Raw genomic sequence first — 22265 nt, 5'->3', positions numbered from 1 at the left:
CCGTAGATCGACGTCAGCCGCCGGCCGGCAGCAGCGCGAGTGTGCTTCTGTCCGCACCGGCGGCGACGAGGTCTGATCGGGTCGTCTCGAGCCAGCGCCGGGCCCACGTCCGGTCCACCGCGGTGAGTGAGGCGTACTGGGTCGCCCAGGCGGCCCGACGATCATCCGGTGTGCCCGACGGATACATCCGTCGGGCCCGGAGGTCGGCGATGGTCTCGGCGACGATGCGCAGGAATTCGACGGAGTCCGTGGTGGATCGATCCGAGAGGACATGCGCACGTTCGCGGATCGTCAGATGCCAGGAGCCGTCCGGGGCAGACCAGCACGATGGATGGCCGTCGTCCCGAACGAACCGCAGCTCCGGGGCATCTCCCGGCCCGGCGTCCATCCGACGGGCCAGATCCTCGATGCGGCCTCGCATCCGGGCGTCGAGCGCCTCGGCGTCGTCGCCACCGGCGGCCGTTCCTCCCGCCACTATTGCGGTCCGGGGTAGGTCTTCTGCAGATAGCCCGAACAGATCAGCCACCGCACACTCGCCGTCGGCGCCACCTGCGACTCACAGGCAGGGTTCGCCGGGACGAATGCGGCGACCATCTCGTACTGGGTGCCGCCGCCCGGCTGCTCGAAGGCCTTGGCGATCCTGCCCGTGTACACCTTGAACGGCTTGAGCACCTGATACACGTGGTAGTTGCAGTACTCCGGGTAATCGGCGGCCCCCAGATTCGCCGGCGGCAGTGCACGTTTGGCGTACGGGGTGCCCGGCGGGGCGAGGAAGGTCCCGGTCTCGCCGCCATACCGATCCATCCGCGTGCCAGGGGTCAGCGTGATCTCGCTCTTGATCGGTCGGCCTTGTCCGTCGAGGACGTAACCGTCCTCCGGAGGCCACTTCCACGTCTTCGGCGACACCTTGTCATTCCACCATTTGATGAGGAAGTCCGAGTTCGACAGATCTCCGGTCCGCTTGTACCCGACCACCTGTGGTCCCACGGGCGCCTGATTCGACAGCGTCACCGGTCCGAGGCGCCAGTCATCGTCGACGAGTTCCCTGGAGCAGCCGTGCTGCCCGGGCAGACCCGGCCCCGAGGAACCCAGGTCCAGCGATCCGAATGCCGAAGGCGGTGCAGCCCAGGCTATTCCACCGCCCGAGAACAGCAGGATGAAGGCCGAGACGATGGCGAACAGAGCATTGCGACGAACCATGGCCGCGCCTTTCAACCGAAGGTGCCCGTCACCATGGCGAGCTGGTGTTGCAGCATACCGGGACGACCATCGAACGCGCGGCGGAATCCGGAATCTGTTCCGGGACAACACCTATCGTACGACAGAAATCAGTCGACCGACATCTCGCCCAGTTCCGACCAGCCGTCCTGGTCGACGGTGGTGTTGATGATCTTCGGAGTCGACGCCAGGTAGGCCGGCAGTTCCGCGGTCGCCTGGGTGAAGTGGTCGCTGGTCACGTGGGCCACTGCGGCATCGTCGTCGAATGCCTCGACGAGCACGTACTCGTCGGGGTCGGCGATGCTGCGGGACCACTGGAACCACTTGTTACCCGGTTCGGCCTGGGTGGCCCGGGTGAACTCGGCACTGATCTCGGGCCAGCGATCGGCGTATTCGGACTTGATCTTCCACACTGCGACGATGTGAATCATGGGCCCGACCCTAGCCCGGCCCGCCCGGTTCGACGGTCTCAATCCGCGACGCCCGCACGCGAGGGACGGACGGTTAGCGACCGCTCACTCGGCCTCGTCTGCCATCAGGCATAGTGTGGGGTACGACACAGTTCGTGGTGACCATCCCGACACGGAGGACAAGCATGCGCGAGATCACCCAGTTCTACATCGACGGCCAGTGGGTCGACCCGATCGAGCTCAACCTCATCGACGTCGTCAATCCGGCAACCGAGAAGGCCGCGGGCCATGTCGCGATCGGCACCGCGGCCGACGTGGACGTGGCGGTCGCCGCCGCCCGCCGCGCCTTCACGACCTGGGGCAACACCACTCCCGCCGAACGACTGGACGTGCTCAACGCGATCATCGCCGAGTACCAGAAACGGATGGACGACCTGTCGGCCGCGGTCACCGAGGAGATGGGTGCCCCCGACTTCCTGTCCAAGAACGTCCAGGTCCCCATCGGCCTCGGCCACCTGATGACCGCGGCCGCCGCACTGCCCGGGTACGCCTTCGCCGAGGACCGCGGGACCTCGCGCATCGTCAAGGAGCCGATCGGCGTGTGCGGCCTGATCACGCCGTGGAACTGGCCACTCAACCAGGTGATGTGCAAGGTCGCACCGGCACTCGCCACCGGCTGCACCATGGTGCTCAAGCCCTCGGAGGTCTCGCCGTTCAGCGCCGCGATCGTCGCCGAGATCTTCGATACCGCAGGTGTTCCCGCAGGTGTGTTCAACCTCGTCAACGGCGACGGGCCGGGCGTCGGCACCGCTCTGTCGACCCATCCCGGCATCGACATGGTGTCCTTCACCGGCAGCACCCGCGCCGGCATCGAGGTGGCCCGCAACGCCGCACCGACCGTCAAGCGCGTGGCGCAGGAACTCGGCGGCAAGAGCCCCAACGTGATCCTCGACGACGAGGACCTCGCCCAGAACGTCGCGGCCGGCGTGGCCTCGATGATGGTCAACTCCGGCCAGTCCTGTAACGCCCCCACCCGGATGCTGGTACCGGCGGGCCGACTCGACGAGGCCACCGAGGCCGCCCGGTCGGTGGAGCCCACTCTCACCGTCGGCGATCCGACCGGCAAGGTGCGCCTGGGCCCGGTGGTGTCCGAGCCGCAGTTCACCAAGATCCAGGGACTCATCGAGCGGGCCATCGCCGACGGCGCGACCCCGGTCTTCGGTGGTCCGGGCCGTCCCGACGACCTGCCGACCGGCTACTACGTGCGCCCCACGGTCTTCCGCGACGTCACCAACGACATGGAGATCGCCCGCACCGAGGTGTTCGGTCCCGTGCTGGTGATGATCGGCTACGACGATCTCGACGACGCCGTCGAGATCGCCAACGACACCGAATACGGCCTCGCCGGATACGTGTCGGGCAAGGACACCGACAAGGTCCGCGAGGTCGGCAGCCGGATCCGTGCCGGATCGATCTCGCTGAACGGCGCGCAGCTCGATCCGTCCGCACCGTTCGGCGGCTACAAGCAGAGCGGTAACGGCCGCGAGTGGAGCGACTACGCCTTCGACGAGTTCCTCGAGGTCAAGTCGTTGCTGGGCTTCGGCGCCTGACGCTCGCATCACCCTCTCACCACACCGGCGGGGCATCCACATCGGATGCACCCGCCGGTGATGTCGTCGGGGCCGAGCCGTTCTCAGCGTTGCGTCGGGGTGTGTCCGTCGATCCACCGCAGCAGGGTGCCGAGCACGTCGTCCTTCTCCGGCTCGTTGAAGATCTCGTGCCGCAGCCCCTCCCAGATCACCAGGGTCTTGTCCTCCGACGACGCGAGCCGTTCCACGAGCCGGCTGCCCTCAGGATTGGTCAGCGTGTCCTCGCTGCCGTGCATCACCAGGACCGGCATCCGCAACGACGGGAGCCGCGCCGGGAAGGACTGCATCGTGGAGATCATCTCGGCGCCCAGACGCGCCGGGATCTTGCCACGGTGCACGAGCGGGTCGGCCTCGTAGGCCGCGATCACCGCCGGATCCCGGCTGATGCTGCCGGCGTCGAGCGCCATGGTCGGCAGCCCGGGCGCGATCTTCCCGACCAGCTTCGACACCGCGATCAACGGCCCCGGCAGATCGTCACCGGGCATCACCGCGGCTCCCGACAGCACCAGGCCGTCGAGGCGGTCGGGGTGGTCGAGGGCGTAGTCCAGGGCGATGCAGCCGCCCATGCTGTGCCCGACCACGAACAGCGGGATGCCGTCGACGCGCACCTCGCCGATCACCCGGTGGAGGTCGTCGGTGTAGTCCTCGAAGCCGCTGACCTGCATACGTCGCCCACCCGACCGGCCGTGTCCGAGATGATCGGGAACGGCAACGAGATAGCCTGCCTCCGTGAGTATCTCGACGACGTGGGCGTAACGACGCCCGTGCTCACCCATTCCGTGGGCGATCACCACCACCGCCCGCGGTGCCGTCGCCGGGTCGAAGACGTCGAAGACGATCCGTTCGCCGTGCCGACCGATGAACTCATGCTCCACCTGTGTCATCCCTACCCTCTCAGCCCAATCCGATCCGATTCATCACACTGCGTCCCACCGACTCGATCGCACCGAGCGGACGCAGTGCCGTCTCGCCGATACCGACGAGCGCCTCCACCCGACTGACCACGGTCTCCAGTCGTGCCACCACGGCGACCATCCGGTCGACCGTGTCGTCGACGCGGGTGAGCGTGCCGGTGAGTTGCGACAGCGTGGTGTCGAGTTTCTCGATGGTCTCGTCCAGATCGCCGAGGGTGTTGCCGAATCCGTCCAGTGCCGAACCCATGTCGGTGAGAATGGTGTCGACCTGTTCGACGGTGACATCCGCGTTCAATGCGGCCTGTGCCAGTTTGCGGAACCGCTGCCGCTCCCCCGGACGCGCCACCGCTCCTTGCGTAACCCCTTTGTCGGCCATGGAGGCGATTATCCCGGTCGCCCGCGGCACACGGAGGGGATTCGGCGGGCCGCCGCCGAATGCAGGCTCAACGACCGGCCAGCACCCCGAACACCGCACCCAACCGGATCCTGGCGGCATCCACCTCGGCGTCGTCACCGGCCAGGTGGTGCAGCAGGGTCCGCTGGAAGATCCCGTCGAGCAACAGGTAGGCGGTGGCGGAGTCCAGGGCGCAGCGCGTTCCCAGCAGCTCGCAATAGCGCGTGACGACCCGCCAGATCATCTCCTCGCGCCGGGCCTCGATCTCGAGGACATCCGCCCGGAAGGCGTCGTCGAACAGACTCTGGTTACGCAGGTCGTACCAGAGCCGGTGGATCGGAGCATCGGCGACAAGAGTCCCGAAATAGGTGTCGCCAAACGTCTTTCGCAACTCCTCTGCTCCGGTGGCGGTATCGACCACGTCGTCGTAGCGGGTCACACACACCGCCTCGTACTGGCGGACGGCGTGGGCGATCAGGTCGAGCTTGTCGGAGAAGTAGTAGTGCAGCACACCGTGGGAGTACTCGGAGTTCTGGGCGATCTCCCGCAGACTCGTGCGCGCATATCCGAGTTCGGCGAGCGTGTGCAGGGTGGCCAACGCCAGCTCGGTGCGTTTGGCCGAGAACTTGTCCCGAGCCCGCTCGTCGATGCGGGCACGCGTTGCACTCGGTCCTATCATGGCGTCACCCACCTCCACGTCGACCCGGCCGCACCACGGCCGGAGATCCCAGTCTAGCCCCGCTACCTGCACCAATCTTCTTGACAATCGTCCAGAGTTTCCTTGACGACTGTCAAGAAAACATCCTAGGGTGTGATCTGCACCACACTCTCGACGAACGGAGCAACACCATGCCCACCGACAAGCGCGTCGTCGTCTATGGCGCATCCGGGTACACCGGACGCCTGATCTGTGAATACCTGCGTGAGTACACCATTCCGTTCCTGGCCGCGGGCCGGAACTCCGGTCGGCTGAAGGCCGTCGTCGACGCGGTGCCCGGCATCGACACCGTCGACCACCAGATCGTCGACGTCGAGCACTCCACCGAAGCGCTGGTCGATGCCTTCCGCGGCGCCGAGGTGGTGCTCAACACCGTCGGCCCGTTCGCGCGGTGGGGCGACCCGGTGGTGCAGGCATGCCTCGAGATCGGGGCCCATTACACCGACACCAACGGCGAGCAGAACTGGATGATCGACGTCGAGAAGCGCTACGGTGCCGAATTCGCCTCGCGTGGACTGGTTCTCACCCCTGGCCTGGCCCAGATGTACACCCTCGGCGAGATCGCGGCGAACATCTGCCTGGAGACGCCCGGCCTCGACACCCTCGACATCGAGGTGTTCTGGAAGGGATATCCGACCGTCGCCTCCACCAACACGATCCTGACCAACGCCGCGTTCGCCAAGGCCTACTACCTGGAGCAGAACGAGTACGTGGAATGGCCTGCCGACGCCGGGATCTACGACGTCGTCGTGCCCGGGCAGCACGAGCTGGGCCTCGCCCTTCCTTGGGGTGGGACGTCGCATCCGGTGTGGTTCAAGAACGATCCGCGCGTCGCCAACGCGAAGGCACTCGGCGGCGTCATCAACCGGCCGCTCATGCTGGGGGTCCCGCAGATCGTGGCGGCGGCGCTCGAACAGATGGAGGGAAAGTCCGACGCGGAGAAGTTCCAGATCATCGATACCGTCTCGGCGTCGGTGCGCAGCGAGACCCCGCCCCGGGAGAACCCGCGGATCAACACCTCACTGGACTCGGTCCATGCCTCCGGCCCCCTGGGTCGCGTGCACTGTGTGATCCACGGCAACTGCAACTACAAGCAGACCGCCTTGCTCAACGCCTACGGTGCGGCGCATCTGCTGCAGGCCACACCGCGTGCGGTCGGATTCGTCTCGGGCTGTCAGGTTTTCGGTCATCGTGAGCTGCTCGGGGTGCTGCGCGCATTCGGTCTCGTGCTCGACCCGATCGTCACCGCCCACGGCTGAGGAGCTCGACGATGCGACTGTCCGACTATCTCGACAAAGGTGTATCGCTCGGCCGGGAGGCGCCGTGCCTGACCGCGGGCACCCGAACACGCACCTACGGTGAGGTCTACGACCAGACCGTGAGCATAGCGGCTGCGCTGCAGCACAACGGAATCCAGACCGGAGACCGGGTCGCGGTGCTGTCGGCCAACGATCCGCTGGCTCTCACCTGCGTCTTCGCGATCGCCCGGGCCGGCGCGGTGTGGTGTCCGGTGAACCCCCGCAACGAGGCCGACGAGAATCGGCAACTGTTCGACCTGTTCGGCTGTCGATTCCTGTTCTTCCAGAGCGCTTTCACCGGTCTCGTCGCCCGCATCCGCGATCGGCTGCCCCGTCTGGAGTGGCTGGTGTGCCTCGACGACGACACCGGCGACGACATCGACGGGGCGGTGCCGTTCGACCGCTGGCTCACCGAGCATCCGGGAGAGCTCGACTCGCAGCGTCATCCCGACGGTGGTCTGTGCATGCTCGCCGGCACGGGCGGGACGACGGGACGACCCAAGGGCGTTCGGCTCACCGAGGACAATCTGATGACGTCCACGGCGTTGGCGTTGATGTCGTACCCGTTCGGACGTCGACCCCGCTATCTGGCGATGGCACCGCTCACCCATTCGGCGGGTGTGCTCACCTTCCCGATCCTGAGTCTCGGCGGCGAGGTGGTGATCATGCGCGCGCCGGATCTCACCGAGTTCCTGGCGCTCGTCGAGGAACACGGCATCACACACGCCTTCCTCCCGCCGACCGCGATCTATGGGCTCCTCGACACCCCGACCCTCGAGCGCACCGATCTCTCGTCGCTTCAATGCCTCTGGTACGGCGCCGCGCCGATGTCACCGACCCGGCTCGAGGAGGCCCTGATCCGGATCGGCCCGGTACTCGGACAGCTCTTCGGCCAGACCGAGGCACCCAACATGATCGCCACGATGTCCCCCGCCGACCATCTCCGTCCGGACGGTTCCATCGCCACGGAGCGACTCCGCTCCGCGGGACGTCCCACCCCGCTGACCACCGTGGCCATCATGGACGATGCGGGACGGCTGCTCGATCACGGCGAACGCGGCGAGATCGTGGCGCGCGGGCCGCTGGTGATGGATGGGTATCACGAGAATCCCACGGCCACAGCCGAGGTCGGCCGGTTCGGGTGGCACCACACCGGCGACATCGGCTACCTCGACGACGACGGATTCCTCTACGTCGTCGACCGGGCCAAGGACATGATCATCACCGGCGGATTCAATGTGTACTCCGCCGAGGTCGAGCAGGCGCTGTTCGCCCATCCGGCGGTCAAGGAGAGTGCCGTGGTCGGCCTGCCCGATGCGAAGTGGGGTGAACGGGTCACCGCCGCAGTGCAACTACGCCCCGACCAGACTGTCACCCCCGCGGAGTTGATCGCCTTCGTCAAGGAACGGATCGGCAGTGTGAAAACCCCCAAACAGATCGAGATCTGGCCCGATCTCCCCCGTTCCAAGGTCGGCAAGATCCTCAAGAACGAGATCCGAGACACCCTGCAGCAAGGAGAGCAGTGAGTGAACTGTCCGGCAAGCGCGTGTTCGTCACCGGGTCCGGCGCCGGGATCGGGGAGGCCATCTCGGCCCTGTTCATCGAGCGTGGCGCGTCGGTCGTGGTGAGCGACCGCGACGAGACGGCTGCAGCGTCGACCGCCACCGGGTCCGGCGCCGAGATCGGGGAGGCCATCTCGGCCCTGTTCATCGAGCGTGGCGCGTCGGTCGTGGTCAGCGACCGCGACGAGACGGCCGCAGCGTCGACCGCCACCGAGATCGGCGCCGCCGGTGTCCGGAACGCGCTCTGCAGTGCCCCGAGCAGCGCGAGTCCCCCCACCGTGGCGATGATGTCCAGGCCGAAGTGCAGGAAGACCCCGGCGCCCGCCCCTGCCCCCGCTCCCTGCTCCCTGCTCCCTGCTCGCCGCCCAAACGCCAGCCCGAAACTGGGGGAAGGTCACTTTCCCCTAGATTTCCGACCTTCCCCGTGGTGAAACACGGGGAAGGTCACGAAAGTCGGGGAAGGTCGCCTTCCCCTACTTTCGGAGGGCGTCGACGACGATGCACCGATCGAAACAGCCTTCTGAAACAGCCTTCTGAAACAGTCTTCACGAATGGCGGAGTTGCCCGGTTTGTCGGTGGCCTCGTGTACCGTGGCCTGTAATCGAACAACAGTTCTTTACTGCAGGTCACAGGCACTCCGGGGGGAGGAAATCAGATGACGGCCACACCCACGACATCACTGTCGTTCACCGACTCCCCCTGGCCACAACTCCCACACACCAATGCCAACCTACTGGGCGGGGTCGACCCGAAAACACCCGAACAATCCTCCACCAACGACTTGTTGATCGGGTTACGCGAGATCGATCGGGGACGATCGTTCCTCGCCTGGTCGACCTACCAGTCGGTGATCGAACTCATCGGCCGCCACGTCGACGCCGACCACGGTGTGGCCGGGGCACCATCCGGGTTCGTCGATCTGGCCAAGAAGATCTCCCGTGTGCGTGGCATCACCCAACGCGCCGCCGAACTCCTCATGGACGAATCCATCGCCGTTCTCCACCACCTCCCCCGTGTGGCGGAAGTATTGCGGGACGGCTGGATCACCCCCGAGTTGATGAAGGTGGTGGTGTCACGGACCGCGCTGGTACACGGTCGCGAATCAGCACCCAAAGTCGACGCCGAGATCGCCGAGCTGATCCGCCGACGCCGACGACTGTGGTCGAAGAAAACCATCACCGACATGACCGACCGAGTCGTGTTCCGCCACGACCGTGACGCCGTCCGTGAAGCCCGCGAACGATGCCTGGACAAACGTGGCGTGTGGACCTCGTTCAGCAATGACGGGACCGGGGAGATCGCCGGCACCATGGCTGCCGACCGCGTCGAGTTGTGCGGCCTCGTGATCAGCGAACTCGCGAACACGGTGTGCCCACACGATGGACGCACACCACAGAACCGGAAATCCGATGCCATGTTCGCTCTCCTGTCGGGGACCCAGTTCGAGTGTGACTGTGGTCGGGAGGACTGCCCGGCCGAGATCCCCGAGGCCGGGTCGATCCCGCACGTGCAGTACGTCATCCACCTGTTGGCCAACGAGGCCACCATCGCCGACCTCGACACCGTCACCGGCCGACCCCGACCCGAACCTGAGCCGGAAGTTCACAGCGACAACAGTTCTGAACGGCAGCTCGATCTCGACGTCACTGCGACCGGTGCCACCGAGCAGCCCGACGACACTCCCACACCTGATGACACCCGTCGGTCGGCCCGCCGCGAGCGTGACGCGGCAGTCGAGTCGGGACCGACCGGTATCGACACGGCCGCGAATCCGACTGCCACACCCGATGTTCCACCGACTGTGGCGTCGACCGATTCCTCGGACCTGCCCGCCGGTGCCGCACCCGGCTACCTGTTCGGCAAAGGTGTCATCGCCCCGGAGTTCGTGCGGGACCTCGCCTCCCACCCGAATGCCCGATTCACACGACTGGTCCCCTCAGGTGTTCGGCCCGAGGATGTGGTGTTGCCGCCGACCCTGCCCTCCGATCCGTATCGGCCCTCAGCAGCCCTCGACACATTCGTGCGTCTGTCCTATGGCACGTGTGCCGATGTGGCGTGCACCCGAAGCTCCTTCGATGCCGATCTCGACCACGTCACCGAATACGATCACCACAACCCGGCGGCGGGTGGGCAGACCACCCCGATCGGGTTGAATCCGAAATGCCGGTTCGATCATCTCCACAAAACCCATTCCGGGTGGATCGACGACCAATACCGTGACCCCCACACCGGCCGGCTGGTCATCGACTACACCACCCCCGAAGGGTTGATCCTGCCCGGACCCGCGGAGACCATGGAAGATTTCTTCCCCGGCCTCCGCCGATACCGGTTCGACGACCCACCACCAGCCCCACCAGGACCACCAGCCCCACCGGGGACACCGGGTGCGCACCGCAAACCGGATGGGGAACGACTCCTGGACCGGGAATCCGCGCTGGCCCGAAAACATCGCCGCCGACGACTCGAACGCCAACGCAACCGTGCCCGCAACCAGACACCCGCCGGCCACGAGGACTCACCCGACCCACCCTTCTGAGGGCCTCGCCGCACTCATCGAGAACGTCGACGCAAACCCGGGCCTCGAACCGGGTTCGCTACCGTGGTCGCATGTCAGCAACCGCGTCGCGTGAGGCCTATTTCGAGGCCGGTCTCGCCGTCTTGTCCGAGTCCGGGTACGGATCGTTCAAGATGGGCGCGATCTGCAAACGCCTCGGGGTGACCACCGGCTCGTTCTATCACTTCTTCAAGAACTGGTCTGACTTCACCGAACAGCTGCTCTCCCACTGGTACAGCTCGCGAACCGAGATCGAGATGTCGGTGGCGCGCACCGATGCCGATCCGCTGCACCGGATCAAGGGCCTCATAGCGTTCGGTCTTCAGCTGCCGCACGGCGCGGAGGCCGCCATCCGAACGTGGGCCGCAATCGATCCGGCGGTCGCAACAGTACTACGCCAGGCCGATCGCGAACGGTACACCATCGTCTACGAGTCGGTCCTCGCGTTGCTCGATGACGCCGACGCGGCACACCGGTACGCCAGCTGGTCGATGTATCTGCTCACCGGCTACGAGCAGGCGACCCTGCCGCCGGACGTCGACACGCTCGAGTGGAGCGCACAGCAGATCATCCGGTCGTTGACCGCCGACGTCCGCCGGATGCGTCGCTCCCGCACCTCGACGGTCGACCGGAAGCCGGCCCACCACTGAACCGAAGTGTGGGATCGGCCACACCATAAACACCCTTATGGTAGCTTTCTAAGCGTCGTTAAAACTGCGCGGGAGGTCTGCCGATGGGCGCACGTGAGAGACTCGGGCTCGCCGTCCAGGCCGGCCGTATCGCCGGATACCGATTGACCGAGTCCGTGTCAGCTCGCCGGCCGCCACGCCCCGGTGAGGTGCCGGTCCGCACCGACGACCTGACCACAGAGTGGCTCTCCGCAGCATTGTGCAGCGGTACACCGGGAGCTTCGGTCGACTCCTTCACCTTGGGTGACACCACATCGGGAACCAGTGCGCGCCGCAGCCTGACCGTCACCTACAACGACATCGGTACCGCGGCAGGACTTCCCGAGCAGTTGTTCACCAAGACGACGCCCGATCTGGTGACCCGACTGTTCACCGGGCTGACCAACCTGTTCGTCGGCGAGGCGAACTTCTACAACGTTCTTCGCCGGCAACTCGAGATCGAGAGCCTGATAGGGTATTTCGCAGCCTTCGACACCCGCAGCTGCCGCTCGATCATCATCATGGAGGATGTGGCGCGCACCCAAGGCGCGGTCTTCGGATCACCGCAGACCCTGCACATCGACCACACCCGCGCGGTCGACATGGTCGAGGTCATGGCCACCTACCATGCGGAGTTCTGGGACTCACCGATGCTCGACGACCTCACATGGCTACGCTCGAGCGAGGACTGGCAACGCCACCTCGACGCGATGATCAACACCGAGGCGATGGTTCGACGAGGTCTTGTTCGGGCAGAATCCGTTCTGCCCGAATCCGTCTCACGACGCCAGGCCGACATCTGGCCGGCATTCGCCGCCTCGCTCGAACGGAAGTCCCGTCGACCGGTCACCCTGCTGCATCACGACGTCCATTCCAAGAACTGGTATCTCACCGACGACGGCCGGATGGGCCTCTACGACTGGCAGACCGTGGTCAAGGGGACCTGGGCGATCGACTTCGCGTACGCCGTCAACTGCGGCCTGCAGGTGGAGGATCGACGCACCTGGCTACCCGAACTCCTCGACCGCTACCGCTGCGCACTCGCCGAGGCCGGTGTCGACGCACCCTCGGCGACCGAGGCCCGACAGCTCTACCGGGAACAGTCGATCCACGGATTGATCTTCTGGCTCGCCACGATCGGCGCCGGCCGACTGCAGCCCGATCTGCACGACGAGAAGGACTGCCTACTCAACATCGAGCGTCTCGCCCACGCGGTGGCCGACGCCGACACCCTCGACGCACTCATCTGACCCACTCACCCACAGGAGAAACCGATGGCACCGGTGACCAGCGGCTGGATCGACACCCCGGTCAACGAGACCGGACAGTGGATCGCGACCGGCCTCACCTACGCGCTCGCGGTGGCCGCGATCGTCTACGTGATGCGAATCTGCCTCCGCGAGCGCATCGTCTGGCCCGCACTGGTTCTCGTCAGTGGTGGCCTGACGTGCCTGATGGAGCCGCTCTTCGACCATCTCTACGGACTCTGGTTCTACGAACCCGGCCAGTGGCACCTGTACACCACCTTCGGTAGCGCCCAGCCGGTCTGGGTTCCCGCGGCCTACATCGCCTTCTATGGCGGCGCCACGGTGATCATCGCCCGCACCCTGGCCCGTTCCCCCGACATGCGCACCGTGTGGCGGATGTACGCCGCCATCGCGGCCATGGCGCTGATCGCCGAGATCACCTACATCTCGATCCTGGACGTCTACAGCTACCACGACCGGCAGCCCTTCGTCGTCCTCGGCTACCCGATCTTCCTCGGCTTCACCAATGCGATGTCGGCGGTGGTCACCGGGATCGTCGTCTACCGTCTCGCACCGGTCCTGCGCGGCGCAGCCCAGGCTTACCTGGTGACCCTGGTCCCGGTGGCCTTCGCGGCCGGGCTGTTCGGCTCGGCAATCCTGTATCTGTCGGTGCGGCACTCGAATTCCCCTCCGACCGTGCTGCTCTGGCTGTCGGCTCTGACCGTGGTCGGCGGGATCGCCTGGACCATCGGCACACTCGGTACACACCTCGTCGCAGGCCGCGAACCACAGCACCCTTCGCTACGCCCACAGCCGTCGGATGACGCCACACCCTCGGTATCACCTCACCGGGTGCCGTAGAGCGTTCCACTCCACATCGCCACGAGCGAATCCACAAGGGAGTCCTCGTCCTCCAGGTCGTCGTCGAAGCCGAGTCCCGCGATGTAGAGCACTCGTTCGGTGCCCCAGAAGAGCGTCGCGGCCAGCTTACGACTGCCGACGCCGGTCGTGAGCAATCCGGCCGCACGCTCCCGCTCGATCTCACGGGCACCCGAGTCGATCAGGCGGTCGGCGAGAGTGAGCCACATGTCACGGATCTCGGGCTCGGTGGGCCAATGCAGGGTGACCGCCTGCAGCACCAGTCGATGCCGCCCCCAGGTGTGTGTCACCGCCCGGATACTGCGCTCGAGCGCCGCCTCGGGGGGCTCGTGGGAATCGCGCTGCAGAAACGGTGACACGGTGGCCGAGATGTCGATCATCGCGCGCTCGAGCAGACCGCGCAGCACCGCGAATTTCGACGGGAAGTAGGCATAGAACGTGGCCCTCGACACCGCTGCGCGCCTGAGGATCTGGGCCACGCTGAGCTCGCCGAAGGGTTGCTCGGCCATCAATTCGAGAGTCGCCGCATAGATCTCGTCGGCGATCTCGCCCTCGGTCTCCGGGGTCCGTTGCGGTCCCCGGGTTCGCACTCCATCTGCCACGGCCGCCACCCTACCCGCGCACCGACCGCGCCCCCGGCCATGAAATCTATCCCGATGTAGAAAATAGCTATACATGCTGTTTAGCTTTTGCTAGTGTGACCTGGTACATATCTCGCCGTGTATCTGGCGGACATCACAGGAAGGTTCCACCGTGAGTACTCCCTTGAATCTGGCCGGCAGCTGGCCACTGGTGACCGAGGAGGGGTGGCCGCCGAACATGCTGCCCAGCCCCGGCGACTTCTCGGTCGGACTCGCCCAAGAGGTCTCGTTCTTCTTCATCGCCGGCGCAGCCGTGGTCCTCTTCGCGCTGCCGTGGGCCATCAAGGCTGCGGTCAAGAGCCGCAACTACGTTCCGCTGCTGATCATCGGCAGCGGCCTGATCTGTAGCCTCCTCGAACCGATGCTCGACCTGCTCGGTCACCTGCACTGGGCCGAGAACCTGATCCCGGCATTCACCAACTTCGGCATCACCGTGCCTGCGCTGATCCCGCTCTGCTACGTCGCGTTCCTCGGACTCGAGTCGTACTTCGCGTACTTCGTGATCCGCAACGGCGCCCACCGCAGGCACTTCGTCATGCTGCTGGGCATGGGCATCATCACCGACGCCGTGATGGAGACCATCGGCATCAATCTGGGCGTCTACGAGTACTACGGTGTGCAACCGTTCCAGCTCTTCGGTTTTCCGTACTGGTGGGGCTTCATCAACGGAGGCTCCTTCGTGACCGTCGGTGCCATCATCGCCTATGCCGCACCGCGTCTGGTCGGCTACGGCAAGCTCCTGCTGTTGTTCGCCGCCCCCGCGGGCATGATGGTCGCCTACTTCGGGGTGGGCTGGATTCACATCCTCGCCCACAACTCGACGCTGCCCACGTGGGCGCGCTGGATCGCCACCACGGTGATGATGGTGATGATGGTCGGATGGATGTTCGTCCTGCACCATCTCATGGGCCGGAAGGACACCGAGGCCGCACCGCACTGGACGCTACCCCGCATGTTCCTCTACACGTGGGTGCTGCACACGAAGTCATCACGGCAGAACCTGTGGGACAAGATGATCGACGAAGCCGGCCCCGACGCTCACGCCGTCCTCGCCACGGATCCGGAGGACCCGGCGCAGGCCGTCATCGACCAGCCGCAGCGCACGTCCGAACCGCAGCCGGTCTGATCCCCGGCCCCTTCCCGACAACGATGCCCGGCACCCTCGCAGGTGCCGGGCATCGCTCATGTCGTCGTCGGATCTGCCGGGTGAATCCGCGGAGCCACACCGAGCGGAACTACTTCGGTGCGAGGGCGCCGTCCACACCGCCGACGTCGGTGATCTGCCAGTCCTGCGCGCTGTCGAGGGTGACGGTGTAGCTCGCGGTGGACTGCACGCCGTCGGGCGCCTGGGCGTTCTTCGTGGTCACCGCGACAAAGGCGTTGACCACGTACACATCGCCGTTGTGGGACTTCACGCTCGCCGCGATCGGCCGGGCCGTGGAGGTCCACTGCAGCGGCACGATCACCTGCTCCATCGAGGACGCCGCCTCCTTGAGCTTGGCGGTGAGTTCCGGTGTGGTGTGGGCGGTGAGCGCGGTGTTCCAGGCCGGCAGGTCCTTGAAGTTCATGTTCGCCGCCCCGGTCGCATAGTCGAGCGCGACCTGCTCGGCATGCGACCCGTCGGCCGCCGCCGAACGCATCGCATCCATCTGCGACGACTGGTCGGCGGCAACGTACCCCAGCACGCCCACCGCGGCCACCAGCCCCGCCGCGGTGACCCCCATCGCCATCTGTGGCAGTCCGATGGTGCGGTCCGACAGGCGTTTCCGGACCGACGATCCCGACCCGGCACGCGACGAGGCGTCGCCGTCGGCGGACGGCGACGCCTCGTCGTGCGACTGCGGTTCCGGTGCGTCGGTCTCGTCGTCGAGTTCGATCAGCTGGCTCATCGTGTTCCTCCTTGTTCCCTGCGCCGGTTGTCGGCGGTGAGCGGGTGATGGGTTGTGCGCGTCGTGATCACGGTCCGACCCCGATCACCAGGCCGTTGCCGTCGCCGACCGTGGCCAGCGCCGTCCGGGTGAGCACCGAGAGATCGACGGCGCGCAGGCCGGCGGCACCGGCGGCCACCGCGGGCAGCGCGGCGTCGCCGAGCACACGCAGATCCGGCGACGCGGCATCGAGGAATCGCTGTATGTTCTCGAGCAACGGTTTGGCCTGGTCGTCCAACGAGAACGGTGCGTTGGTCGCCACGATGAAGCCGTCCTGGCCGTCAGCACTCGTCGCCGCCCGTTTACCGCCCTCGCTGAGGAACTTCGCCAGGCCGACGCCGAACCGCTCCACCGGATCACCGGATGCGGCGAGGTCGTCGGCGACGTCCGCGCCGCGTCCGAGCAGGGGCTGCACCTGGGTCAGCAGTTCGGTCAGCGAACCGCGCGTCGTCAGCACCGTGGTCTCCAGTAACGCGCTCGCCTCGGCGATCCGCGACAGGATCTGCTGATCGGCCACCAGGCCGGTGTTGACCTCGTCGACGATCGCCGCCACCCGCTTGCTGTTGATCTGTTCGAGGAACCGGGTGACCCGGTTCGCCAGTTCGTCGACGGTGGTCGGCACCGTCACCGAACTCGCGGTCAGCACCACACCATCGGACAGCCGCGGCCCGTGATCGGTCCGCGGGATGATCCCCAGGTAGGTCTCCCCCAGCGCCGAGAGATTGTCCACGCGGAACTCCGAGTCCACCGGGATCTGATAGCGATCGCGGTAGTCCCACGCGATCCGCACCCCCGACACCGAGGGCTCCACCGCGGTGACCCGGCCGATCGTCACCCCGCGCAGCAGGACCTTGGAGCCCACCACGAGCCCGTTGGTGTGGGGCACCGTCATCGCCGCCGTCCGCGTGTCACGACCCTCGGCGACCCTCAGTCCCAAGGAGTTCATGTAGACCAGCGAGACGACGACGAGCGCCAGCATCGCGGCGATCGACACCACCGTCTTGCGGTCCGGTGCCGAAACGGCCCGCCACCTGCTCATCCGATCGCCCCCAGCATGCGTAGTAGTTTCGTGACATCGCCGATCAGTTCCCGTCCATCCGGCGTCGTCGCCGACACGATCTCCAAGCCGGGTTTACGGATGAACGGGAACAGGCTCTGCGACAAGAACTTCTCGAGCGCCGGCGGATTCGCCCCGATGGCGTCGATGGTCGATCGGACGGTGCCGATGGAGCCGTCGACCTCGGTGAGCAACGGCATCAGCCAGTACCCACCCTCGAAGACACTGCCGATACTCGGGAGCACCACCCCGATGCCGGAGAACAGTTTCGACAGCTGACTCCAGTAGTGCATGCCCTCCGGGCTGAGCATCGCGTCGATGTCCGGTGCCCGCGCCGCGATCGTGCGTGCGGTGGCGTCCAGTCCGCGAATCGTCTGATCGATCAGCGTGGTGCCCTGCGACAGGTCGCCGAGGTCGATCGCGGAGATCCGCGCCACCCGCTTGGTCTGCGTGGCATCGGGCAAGGCCTCGTTGATCTTTCGGATCACATCCTGCATGGTCTGGATGCTGCCGCCGTTGACGAAGGTGGCCACCACCGCGAGGGTGTCTTCCAGCGGTGGTGGAGAAGTGGTCTGCGACAACGGGATCATTCCACCGGAGGTGAGCATGCGCCCGGGATCGACACCGGTGGAGACCACTGCCACGTACGGGTCGCCCAGGACGGTGTTCTGCCGGATCGACGCTCTCGCCGCGGCCGGAATCCGCACCCCCGACATCAATGTGGTGTCGACATCGACGTGACCCGGCTGCAGATGTACCTGGGTCACCGACCCCACCTTGCTGCCGTTGAGGGTCACATCCGAGCCCTCGGGCAGGTTCAGGGTGTCGGTGAACTGCAGTGTCAGCCGGTCGCCGTCACCGGTCGAACGGACCGACGACGCCATCTCGCCGGGGTTGAGTCCGCATCCGGACAGCACCCCGGTGGCGGCCAGGAGTACCGCGACCATCGTGAACAACCGCGCCCTCACCGGTGCACCCCCGCAACCAGCAGGTCCAGCGCCCCGACCCGGACGAGCCGGGTCTGTCCGCTCTCCACCACACAACTCCCCGAACTCATCGTGTTCAGTCGTCGACACCACGCCCCACCGTCGGCGGTGGCCACCCGCACCTGGGGTGGTCGCACCTGCAGGCCCACCCCGCGGCCGCGTTCGGCCACCAGCGCGGTGGCCCCGGCCAGCGCCGGGATCGCGTCGAGTGCTCCACTGATGTCGCCGACGTGTGCCGCGGCCACGTGCAGCGCACCCGCCAGGGCATCGAGCGTGGGATACAAGTAGTCCTTGCCATAGCGCGGCTCGATGTCGGAGATCAACTGCAGCACCGGCTGCATGCCGTAGATCATGTGCACCGTCCCCGGCCACAACACGCGTGCCGCGACGTCGGTCGCCTCCGGCAGCTTGGTGATGATCGAGGCGATGTCGCCCCAGTGGGCCAGGGCGTCGGTGGTCAGCGGTGCCGACGCGGTGATGATGGTCCCGATGTCGGCGATCGTCTGATCCGGGCTGCGCGCCGCGCTCGCCGCGGTCGACATCAGGGTCGCGATCCGCGGCCCGGTGCCGGCCAGCGCATCCGACATCGCCGTGATCGATCCCTCGATCGATCGGGTGTCGCCGGCCGGGGCGAGCTGGTCCACGAGATCGGCGATCGACCCGGTGATCTGCGAGATGCTCTGCGGGGTATGACCACGTTCGATCGGGATGCAGCCGGACGGCTCGAGTTCCTTTCCGCCCCGATAGTTGCCGACGAGTTCCAGCGACCGGTCGGCGAGCACCGATTTCGACCGCGTCACCGCCGACACCCCGGCGGGCAACGGACGGTCGGCGTCGACGGTGAACGACACCGTCACCCCGTCGTCGCCGGGGTCGATGGCGCCGATCCGGCCGACCCGTACCCCCATCTGGGTCACCGGATTCCCGGTGTACAGGCCGATCGCGTCGGGCAGGACGGCACAGTAGGTCTTCGTCGCCGTGCCGGCAGCGGCGCGACCGGAACCGAGCACGGTCACCGTGATCGCGAGTGCGGCGACGACACCCATCACCGTCGCGACGGTCACTGATCTCCGCATGTCAACAACTCCGTCCGGGGACAGGCAAGCACATCCTGGTGGCGTCGATCACGAACGGCTGCGCTCCCGGCGAGGCCGCGGTGCTGACCAGGGATGTCAGATTCTGTTGCAGTGGGCCGAGATTGGTGATCATCGCATCCATCCCGTCGCGCATCCGCAGGGCCGTGTCGCGGGCGGCGACGACTGCGGGATAGATCTGATCTGAGTGGTTCAGATAGAACGTCGAGACCGCACCGAGTCGTTCGAGCACACCACCGAGTTGTCGGTAGGCCTCGGAGAATCCCGCACGGTAGGTGTAGAACTGCGACAGCGCGACGTTGACCTTGCGGATCAGTTCGAACACGAACGCCCGGCTGTTGTCGAAGGTGGTGGTGTACTCGGCGGCCAGGGCCGCCACCTTGTCGACCTGGCGTCGCTGGTCGTCGACCACCGACGCCAGCGAGTGAAGCCCGCCGATCAACGCCCGCACCGATGCGGTGTTGTCACCGAGCCCCTTCGAGAGCTGGGCCAGCGACTGCTCGATCGTGTTGCCGGACACCTCATCGGTGATCCGGGGCAGCTCCTGCAAGGTGTCGGCGATCGTGTACGGAACCGAGACACGTTGCGCGGCGATCGTCGAACTGTCCTCGGTCACCCGGCCACCGGGGACGAGTGACACGAAGTACCCACCGACGGCGGTCAGCAACTGGACCTTCACCGAACTGCGGTCACCCACTCCGACCTCACCGTCGACGTCGAGGTCGACCGCGACGTTCTCCGGGAGTAGTCGGACATCGGCCACCGTGCCCACCGAGATACCCGCGACGCGCACATCCATCCCCGGACTCAGCGATGCCGCGTCCCGCGTGGTGAAGGTGATCATCTGGCGGCCGGGCGGGGAGAGATAGAAGTAGGTGACGCCGACGAGGACGGCGGCCGCCACCGCCAGCGCGAGCAGACCCATCCCGACATCGTTGGAGCGCACCCGCTCCCACCGCTTGCTCAGCCGCGACATACGACCACCCCACTGCCGTTCACCAGGACCCGGGCCAGAGCCGGGAGTTCGAGTCGTCCGTGCGTACACCGTCTCGTCGGCGCCGCCGCGGTCACCGGTGCCTGCAGCCCGTCGAGCACCGTCGGCAGCAGTTCCAGTGAGCGCCAGAGGTTGTCGACGGTCGGGAAGGCCGCGGTGAGCTCGCGGTCGATGTCGGTGTCGGTGTCGATCCCGACCCCCGCGAGGATCGAGTTCACCACTCCCATGAACGACGGCCCGTACTCACTGGCCTTACGGAACTCGTCGAGCACGGTGAGTGTGGAGTCCACGGGGACCTCGATGTCGTGCAGGAACTCCAGGATCTGCGGGGACTTGCCGCCGAGCGTGTCGGCGATCCGGGACATGTTGTCCACCAGCACCGAGATGACCTGCCTGCGGTCGGCGGCATATCGGCTGAGCGTCTCGACGCTCTCGAGCATCGGACCCAACCCGCTGCCGTCACCCTGCAACACCGTGAGTGCGTTCTGCGAGAACGTGTTGATCTCCTCGGGACTCAGGGTCGCCAGCACCGGCTGCAACCCGTTGAACAGTTCGGTGATGTCGAACGACGGCACGGTCTGTTCCACCGACAGGTGTGTGACGGGCGCCGCCGTCGTTGGCGGAGTCGCCTCGTCGGTCCCGGTCACATCGACGTAGCGAACACCGGAGAGGTTCGCGTATTTGACAGCCGCCCTCGATGATTCGGTGATCCGATTGGGTTCGACGAGGGTGAACCTCACCCGGGCGAGCGCGCGACCCTCGGTCTGTGTCATGTCGACCGCGGTGACCTTGCCGACCTTCACACCGCGAATCCGGACGTCAGCATTCGGCCGTAGACCGGACACGTCGGTGAAATCTGCGGTGTACGAGTCGGTCTCACCGGCGACGGGGTTGGTGATGCCGTTGGTGATGATCACGAACAGCACCACGGCGACGACGCCGGCGGCGGCGAGCTTCCACAGGGGACGCAGGATCCGGAGGGTTCCGGCGAAGCGGTGTCTCATCATCGTCCTCCGGTGACCGGTGTGCCGGCGATCGGTCCGGCCAGTGCCGGGAGTCTCTGCAGGGCCAGTTCGATCCGGAGTGTCGTGGTGCCGTCGGGCTTCGTCGAGAATGCCCCGTCGAGGCCCGCGACCAGTTCGCGGACGGTCACCGGGGTGAGCCCGGGCCCCAGTGCCGGCAGGATCGACGCCGCCTCGGTGGCCACCTGCACCGTCGAGGTCAGGTTGGCCTGGTTGGACTCGAGCAACCGTCCGACCATGGAGAAGAAGTTGTCCGAGATGGCCTTGAGGGTGACCGTAAAATTGTTCTGCACCTCGTCGCCGGCCGCTCGCAGTTCACTGTTGTAGAAGGCGAACAGCGCGCCGATCGCCCCCTCGCTGAACGGTGGCAGAGCGTCCACGATCCGGTTGTACTCCGCCAGCAGTTCGCGCGGCATCGCGCGTTGGGTACGGGCCACCACGTCGGCCACCACGACCCCGGTGTGCAGCAGTGGCTCGAATGCGCCGGTGTACACCAGCACCCGGCGGACGGCGTCGGTCGTCGACGGCAGGAGCGTTCCGTTCGCGACATCCGAGCCGCGCTCGATCATGGCGGCCATGGTGGCGTCGTATCCCGCTGCCCGGGACAGATGATCACCGTCGTGGACCACACCACCCGCCCCGGCTCCGGGGTCGGCGATGGTCACACCGGTGATGCCGAAGTAGTTCTTCGGACGGAAGTCCATCACGAAGTCGCGACCCAGGCCGTTCACCGCATTCTTGTCGAGATCGAGTGTGAGGGTGGCGGTTCCGTAGTCGTCGATGTCGAGGGTACGAACCAGCCCCACCGGTGCGCCGCGCAGCATGACCTCGGTGCCGGCCTCCACCCCCGGCCCCACGGCCGGGGTCTCGATGGTCAGGGTGATCCGGTCGGCGTCGTCATCGCCGAATCGCGGTATCACGTACAGCGCCACGAGGATCGCGACGACGACCGCCGCGACAACCGTACCGCCGGTGCGGCGGAGTGTTCGCCGCCGGGCGTCCTCCGAGCCGATCAGAAATCCGGAAACCATC

At 66.4% G+C, this 22265-nt stretch carries 23 protein-coding genes; 9 read left to right on the top strand and 14 right to left on the bottom strand.

All coding sequences use genetic code 11. The annotated features are described in order from the left end of the window. Positions 1 to 13: 13 nt before the first annotated feature. The 3 genes from ACWDUA_RS09860 to ACWDUA_RS09850 all read right to left on the bottom strand — a co-directional run bounded on the left by ACWDUA_RS09860 (position 14) and on the right by ACWDUA_RS09850 (position 1649). Positions 14 to 475: an Imm63 family immunity protein gene (locus tag ACWDUA_RS09860; protein ID WP_449750833.1), complete on the bottom strand. Its 462-nt coding sequence runs from the start codon at positions 473 to 475 to the stop codon at positions 14 to 16. Further along, entirely contained in the window at positions 475 to 1200 is a 726-nt protein-coding gene (locus ACWDUA_RS09855; RefSeq protein WP_449750832.1) for a TNT domain-containing protein, read from the bottom strand. Before ACWDUA_RS09855 ends, ACWDUA_RS09860 begins: the two co-directional genes overlap by 1 nt. 128 nt (positions 1201 to 1328) lie before the next feature. Next, positions 1329 to 1649 (bottom strand): putative quinol monooxygenase, encoded by a 321-nt coding sequence (locus ACWDUA_RS09850; protein ID WP_449750831.1) that lies wholly within the window; start codon positions 1647 to 1649, stop codon positions 1329 to 1331. Between the two features lie 164 nt (positions 1650 to 1813). Here ACWDUA_RS09850 and ACWDUA_RS09845 point away from each other — a divergent pair, with 164 nt between their 5' ends. Continuing rightward, entirely contained in the window at positions 1814 to 3238 is a 1425-nt protein-coding gene (locus ACWDUA_RS09845; RefSeq protein WP_449750830.1) for an aldehyde dehydrogenase family protein, read from the top strand. A gap of 83 nt (positions 3239 to 3321) precedes the next feature. On the opposite strand, the gene ACWDUA_RS09840 is transcribed toward ACWDUA_RS09845, so the two are convergent. From ACWDUA_RS09840 to ACWDUA_RS09830, 3 genes are all read right to left on the bottom strand, one after another. Next, positions 3322 to 4161 carry an alpha/beta hydrolase gene (locus tag ACWDUA_RS09840; RefSeq protein WP_449750829.1) on the bottom strand — a complete coding sequence of 280 codons (840 nt, stop codon included), beginning with the start codon at positions 4159 to 4161 and terminating at the stop codon, positions 3322 to 3324. 10 nt (positions 4162 to 4171) lie between these two features. Beyond that, entirely contained in the window at positions 4172 to 4567 is a 396-nt protein-coding gene (locus ACWDUA_RS09835) for a hypothetical protein (RefSeq protein ID WP_449750828.1), read from the bottom strand. Positions 4568 to 4634: 67 nt separating this feature from the next. Continuing rightward, entirely contained in the window at positions 4635 to 5264 is a 630-nt protein-coding gene (locus ACWDUA_RS09830) for a TetR/AcrR family transcriptional regulator (protein ID WP_449750827.1), read from the bottom strand. Between the two features lie 170 nt (positions 5265 to 5434). On the opposite strand from ACWDUA_RS09830, the gene ACWDUA_RS09825 reads away from it, so the two are divergent. From ACWDUA_RS09825 to ACWDUA_RS09795, 7 genes are all read left to right on the top strand, one after another. Next, positions 5435 to 6562, top strand: a complete 1128-nt coding sequence (locus ACWDUA_RS09825; protein ID WP_449750826.1) for a DUF5938 domain-containing protein — start codon at positions 5435 to 5437, stop codon at positions 6560 to 6562. Positions 6563 to 6573: 11 nt separating this feature from the next. Further along, complete coding sequence (locus ACWDUA_RS09820; protein WP_449750825.1) at positions 6574 to 8127, top strand: acyl-CoA synthetase; 1554 nt, start codon at positions 6574 to 6576, stop codon at positions 8125 to 8127. Continuing rightward, positions 8124 to 8594, top strand: coding sequence for an SDR family NAD(P)-dependent oxidoreductase (locus ACWDUA_RS09815; RefSeq protein WP_449750824.1), 471 nt, complete (start codon positions 8124 to 8126; stop codon positions 8592 to 8594). The genes ACWDUA_RS09820 and ACWDUA_RS09815 overlap by 4 nt, the downstream gene beginning before the upstream one ends. Before the next feature lie 224 nt (positions 8595 to 8818). Further along, positions 8819 to 10699 carry a DUF222 domain-containing protein gene (locus tag ACWDUA_RS09810; RefSeq protein WP_449750823.1) on the top strand — a complete coding sequence of 627 codons (1881 nt, stop codon included), beginning with the start codon at positions 8819 to 8821 and terminating at the stop codon, positions 10697 to 10699. Positions 10700 to 10770: 71 nt separating this feature from the next. Continuing rightward, entirely contained in the window at positions 10771 to 11367 is a 597-nt protein-coding gene (locus ACWDUA_RS09805; protein ID WP_449750822.1) for a TetR/AcrR family transcriptional regulator, read from the top strand. 83 nt (positions 11368 to 11450) lie between these two features. Continuing rightward, positions 11451 to 12635 carry a phosphotransferase gene (locus ACWDUA_RS09800; protein ID WP_449750821.1) on the top strand — a complete coding sequence of 395 codons (1185 nt, stop codon included), beginning with the start codon at positions 11451 to 11453 and terminating at the stop codon, positions 12633 to 12635. A 24-nt stretch (positions 12636 to 12659) separates the two neighbouring features. Then, positions 12660 to 13493 carry a hypothetical protein gene (locus tag ACWDUA_RS09795; protein ID WP_449750820.1) on the top strand — a complete coding sequence of 278 codons (834 nt, stop codon included), beginning with the start codon at positions 12660 to 12662 and terminating at the stop codon, positions 13491 to 13493. Here ACWDUA_RS09795 and ACWDUA_RS09790 read toward each other — a convergent pair. Then, positions 13478 to 14113 (bottom strand): TetR/AcrR family transcriptional regulator, encoded by a 636-nt coding sequence (locus ACWDUA_RS09790; protein WP_449750819.1) that lies wholly within the window; start codon positions 14111 to 14113, stop codon positions 13478 to 13480. The genes ACWDUA_RS09795 and ACWDUA_RS09790 overlap by 16 nt on opposite strands. Positions 14114 to 14330: 217 nt before the next feature. Between ACWDUA_RS09790 and ACWDUA_RS09785 the strand changes: the two genes are divergently transcribed. Next, positions 14331 to 15278 carry a hypothetical protein gene (locus ACWDUA_RS09785; protein ID WP_449750921.1) on the top strand — a complete coding sequence of 316 codons (948 nt, stop codon included), beginning with the start codon at positions 14331 to 14333 and terminating at the stop codon, positions 15276 to 15278. A gap of 109 nt (positions 15279 to 15387) precedes the next feature. On the opposite strand, the gene ACWDUA_RS09780 is transcribed toward ACWDUA_RS09785, so the two are convergent. The 7 genes from ACWDUA_RS09780 to ACWDUA_RS09750 all read right to left on the bottom strand — a co-directional run bounded on the left by ACWDUA_RS09780 (position 15388) and on the right by ACWDUA_RS09750 (position 22264). Continuing rightward, entirely contained in the window at positions 15388 to 16041 is a 654-nt protein-coding gene (locus ACWDUA_RS09780; RefSeq protein WP_449750818.1) for a hypothetical protein, read from the bottom strand. A 67-nt stretch (positions 16042 to 16108) separates the two neighbouring features. Next, the gene (locus ACWDUA_RS09775) at positions 16109 to 17119 is read right to left on the bottom strand and encodes an MlaD family protein (RefSeq protein ID WP_449750817.1); all 1011 of its coding nucleotides are present in this window, start codon (positions 17117 to 17119) and stop codon (positions 16109 to 16111) included. After that, on the bottom strand, positions 17116 to 18105 hold the full coding sequence (locus ACWDUA_RS09770; protein ID WP_449750816.1) for an MlaD family protein: 990 nt from the start codon (positions 18103 to 18105) through the stop codon (positions 17116 to 17118). The genes ACWDUA_RS09775 and ACWDUA_RS09770 overlap by 4 nt, the downstream gene beginning before the upstream one ends. After that, positions 18102 to 19199, bottom strand: a complete 1098-nt coding sequence (locus tag ACWDUA_RS09765) for an MlaD family protein (protein WP_449750815.1) — start codon at positions 19197 to 19199, stop codon at positions 18102 to 18104. The genes ACWDUA_RS09770 and ACWDUA_RS09765 overlap by 4 nt, the downstream gene beginning before the upstream one ends. A gap of 1 nt (position 19200) precedes the next feature. Further along, the gene (locus tag ACWDUA_RS09760; RefSeq protein WP_449750814.1) at positions 19201 to 20193 is read right to left on the bottom strand and encodes an MlaD family protein; all 993 of its coding nucleotides are present in this window, start codon (positions 20191 to 20193) and stop codon (positions 19201 to 19203) included. Beyond that, entirely contained in the window at positions 20181 to 21215 is a 1035-nt protein-coding gene (locus tag ACWDUA_RS09755) for an MCE family protein (protein WP_449750813.1), read from the bottom strand. Before ACWDUA_RS09755 ends, ACWDUA_RS09760 begins: the two co-directional genes overlap by 13 nt. Continuing rightward, positions 21215 to 22264: an MlaD family protein gene (locus tag ACWDUA_RS09750; protein ID WP_449750812.1), complete on the bottom strand. Its 1050-nt coding sequence runs from the start codon at positions 22262 to 22264 to the stop codon at positions 21215 to 21217. The genes ACWDUA_RS09755 and ACWDUA_RS09750 overlap by 1 nt, the downstream gene beginning before the upstream one ends. Position 22265: the final 1 nt, after the last annotated feature.

The organism is Gordonia sp. NPDC003376, assembly GCF_053589235.1.
This window is presented reverse-complemented; position numbering and strand designations above follow the sequence as displayed.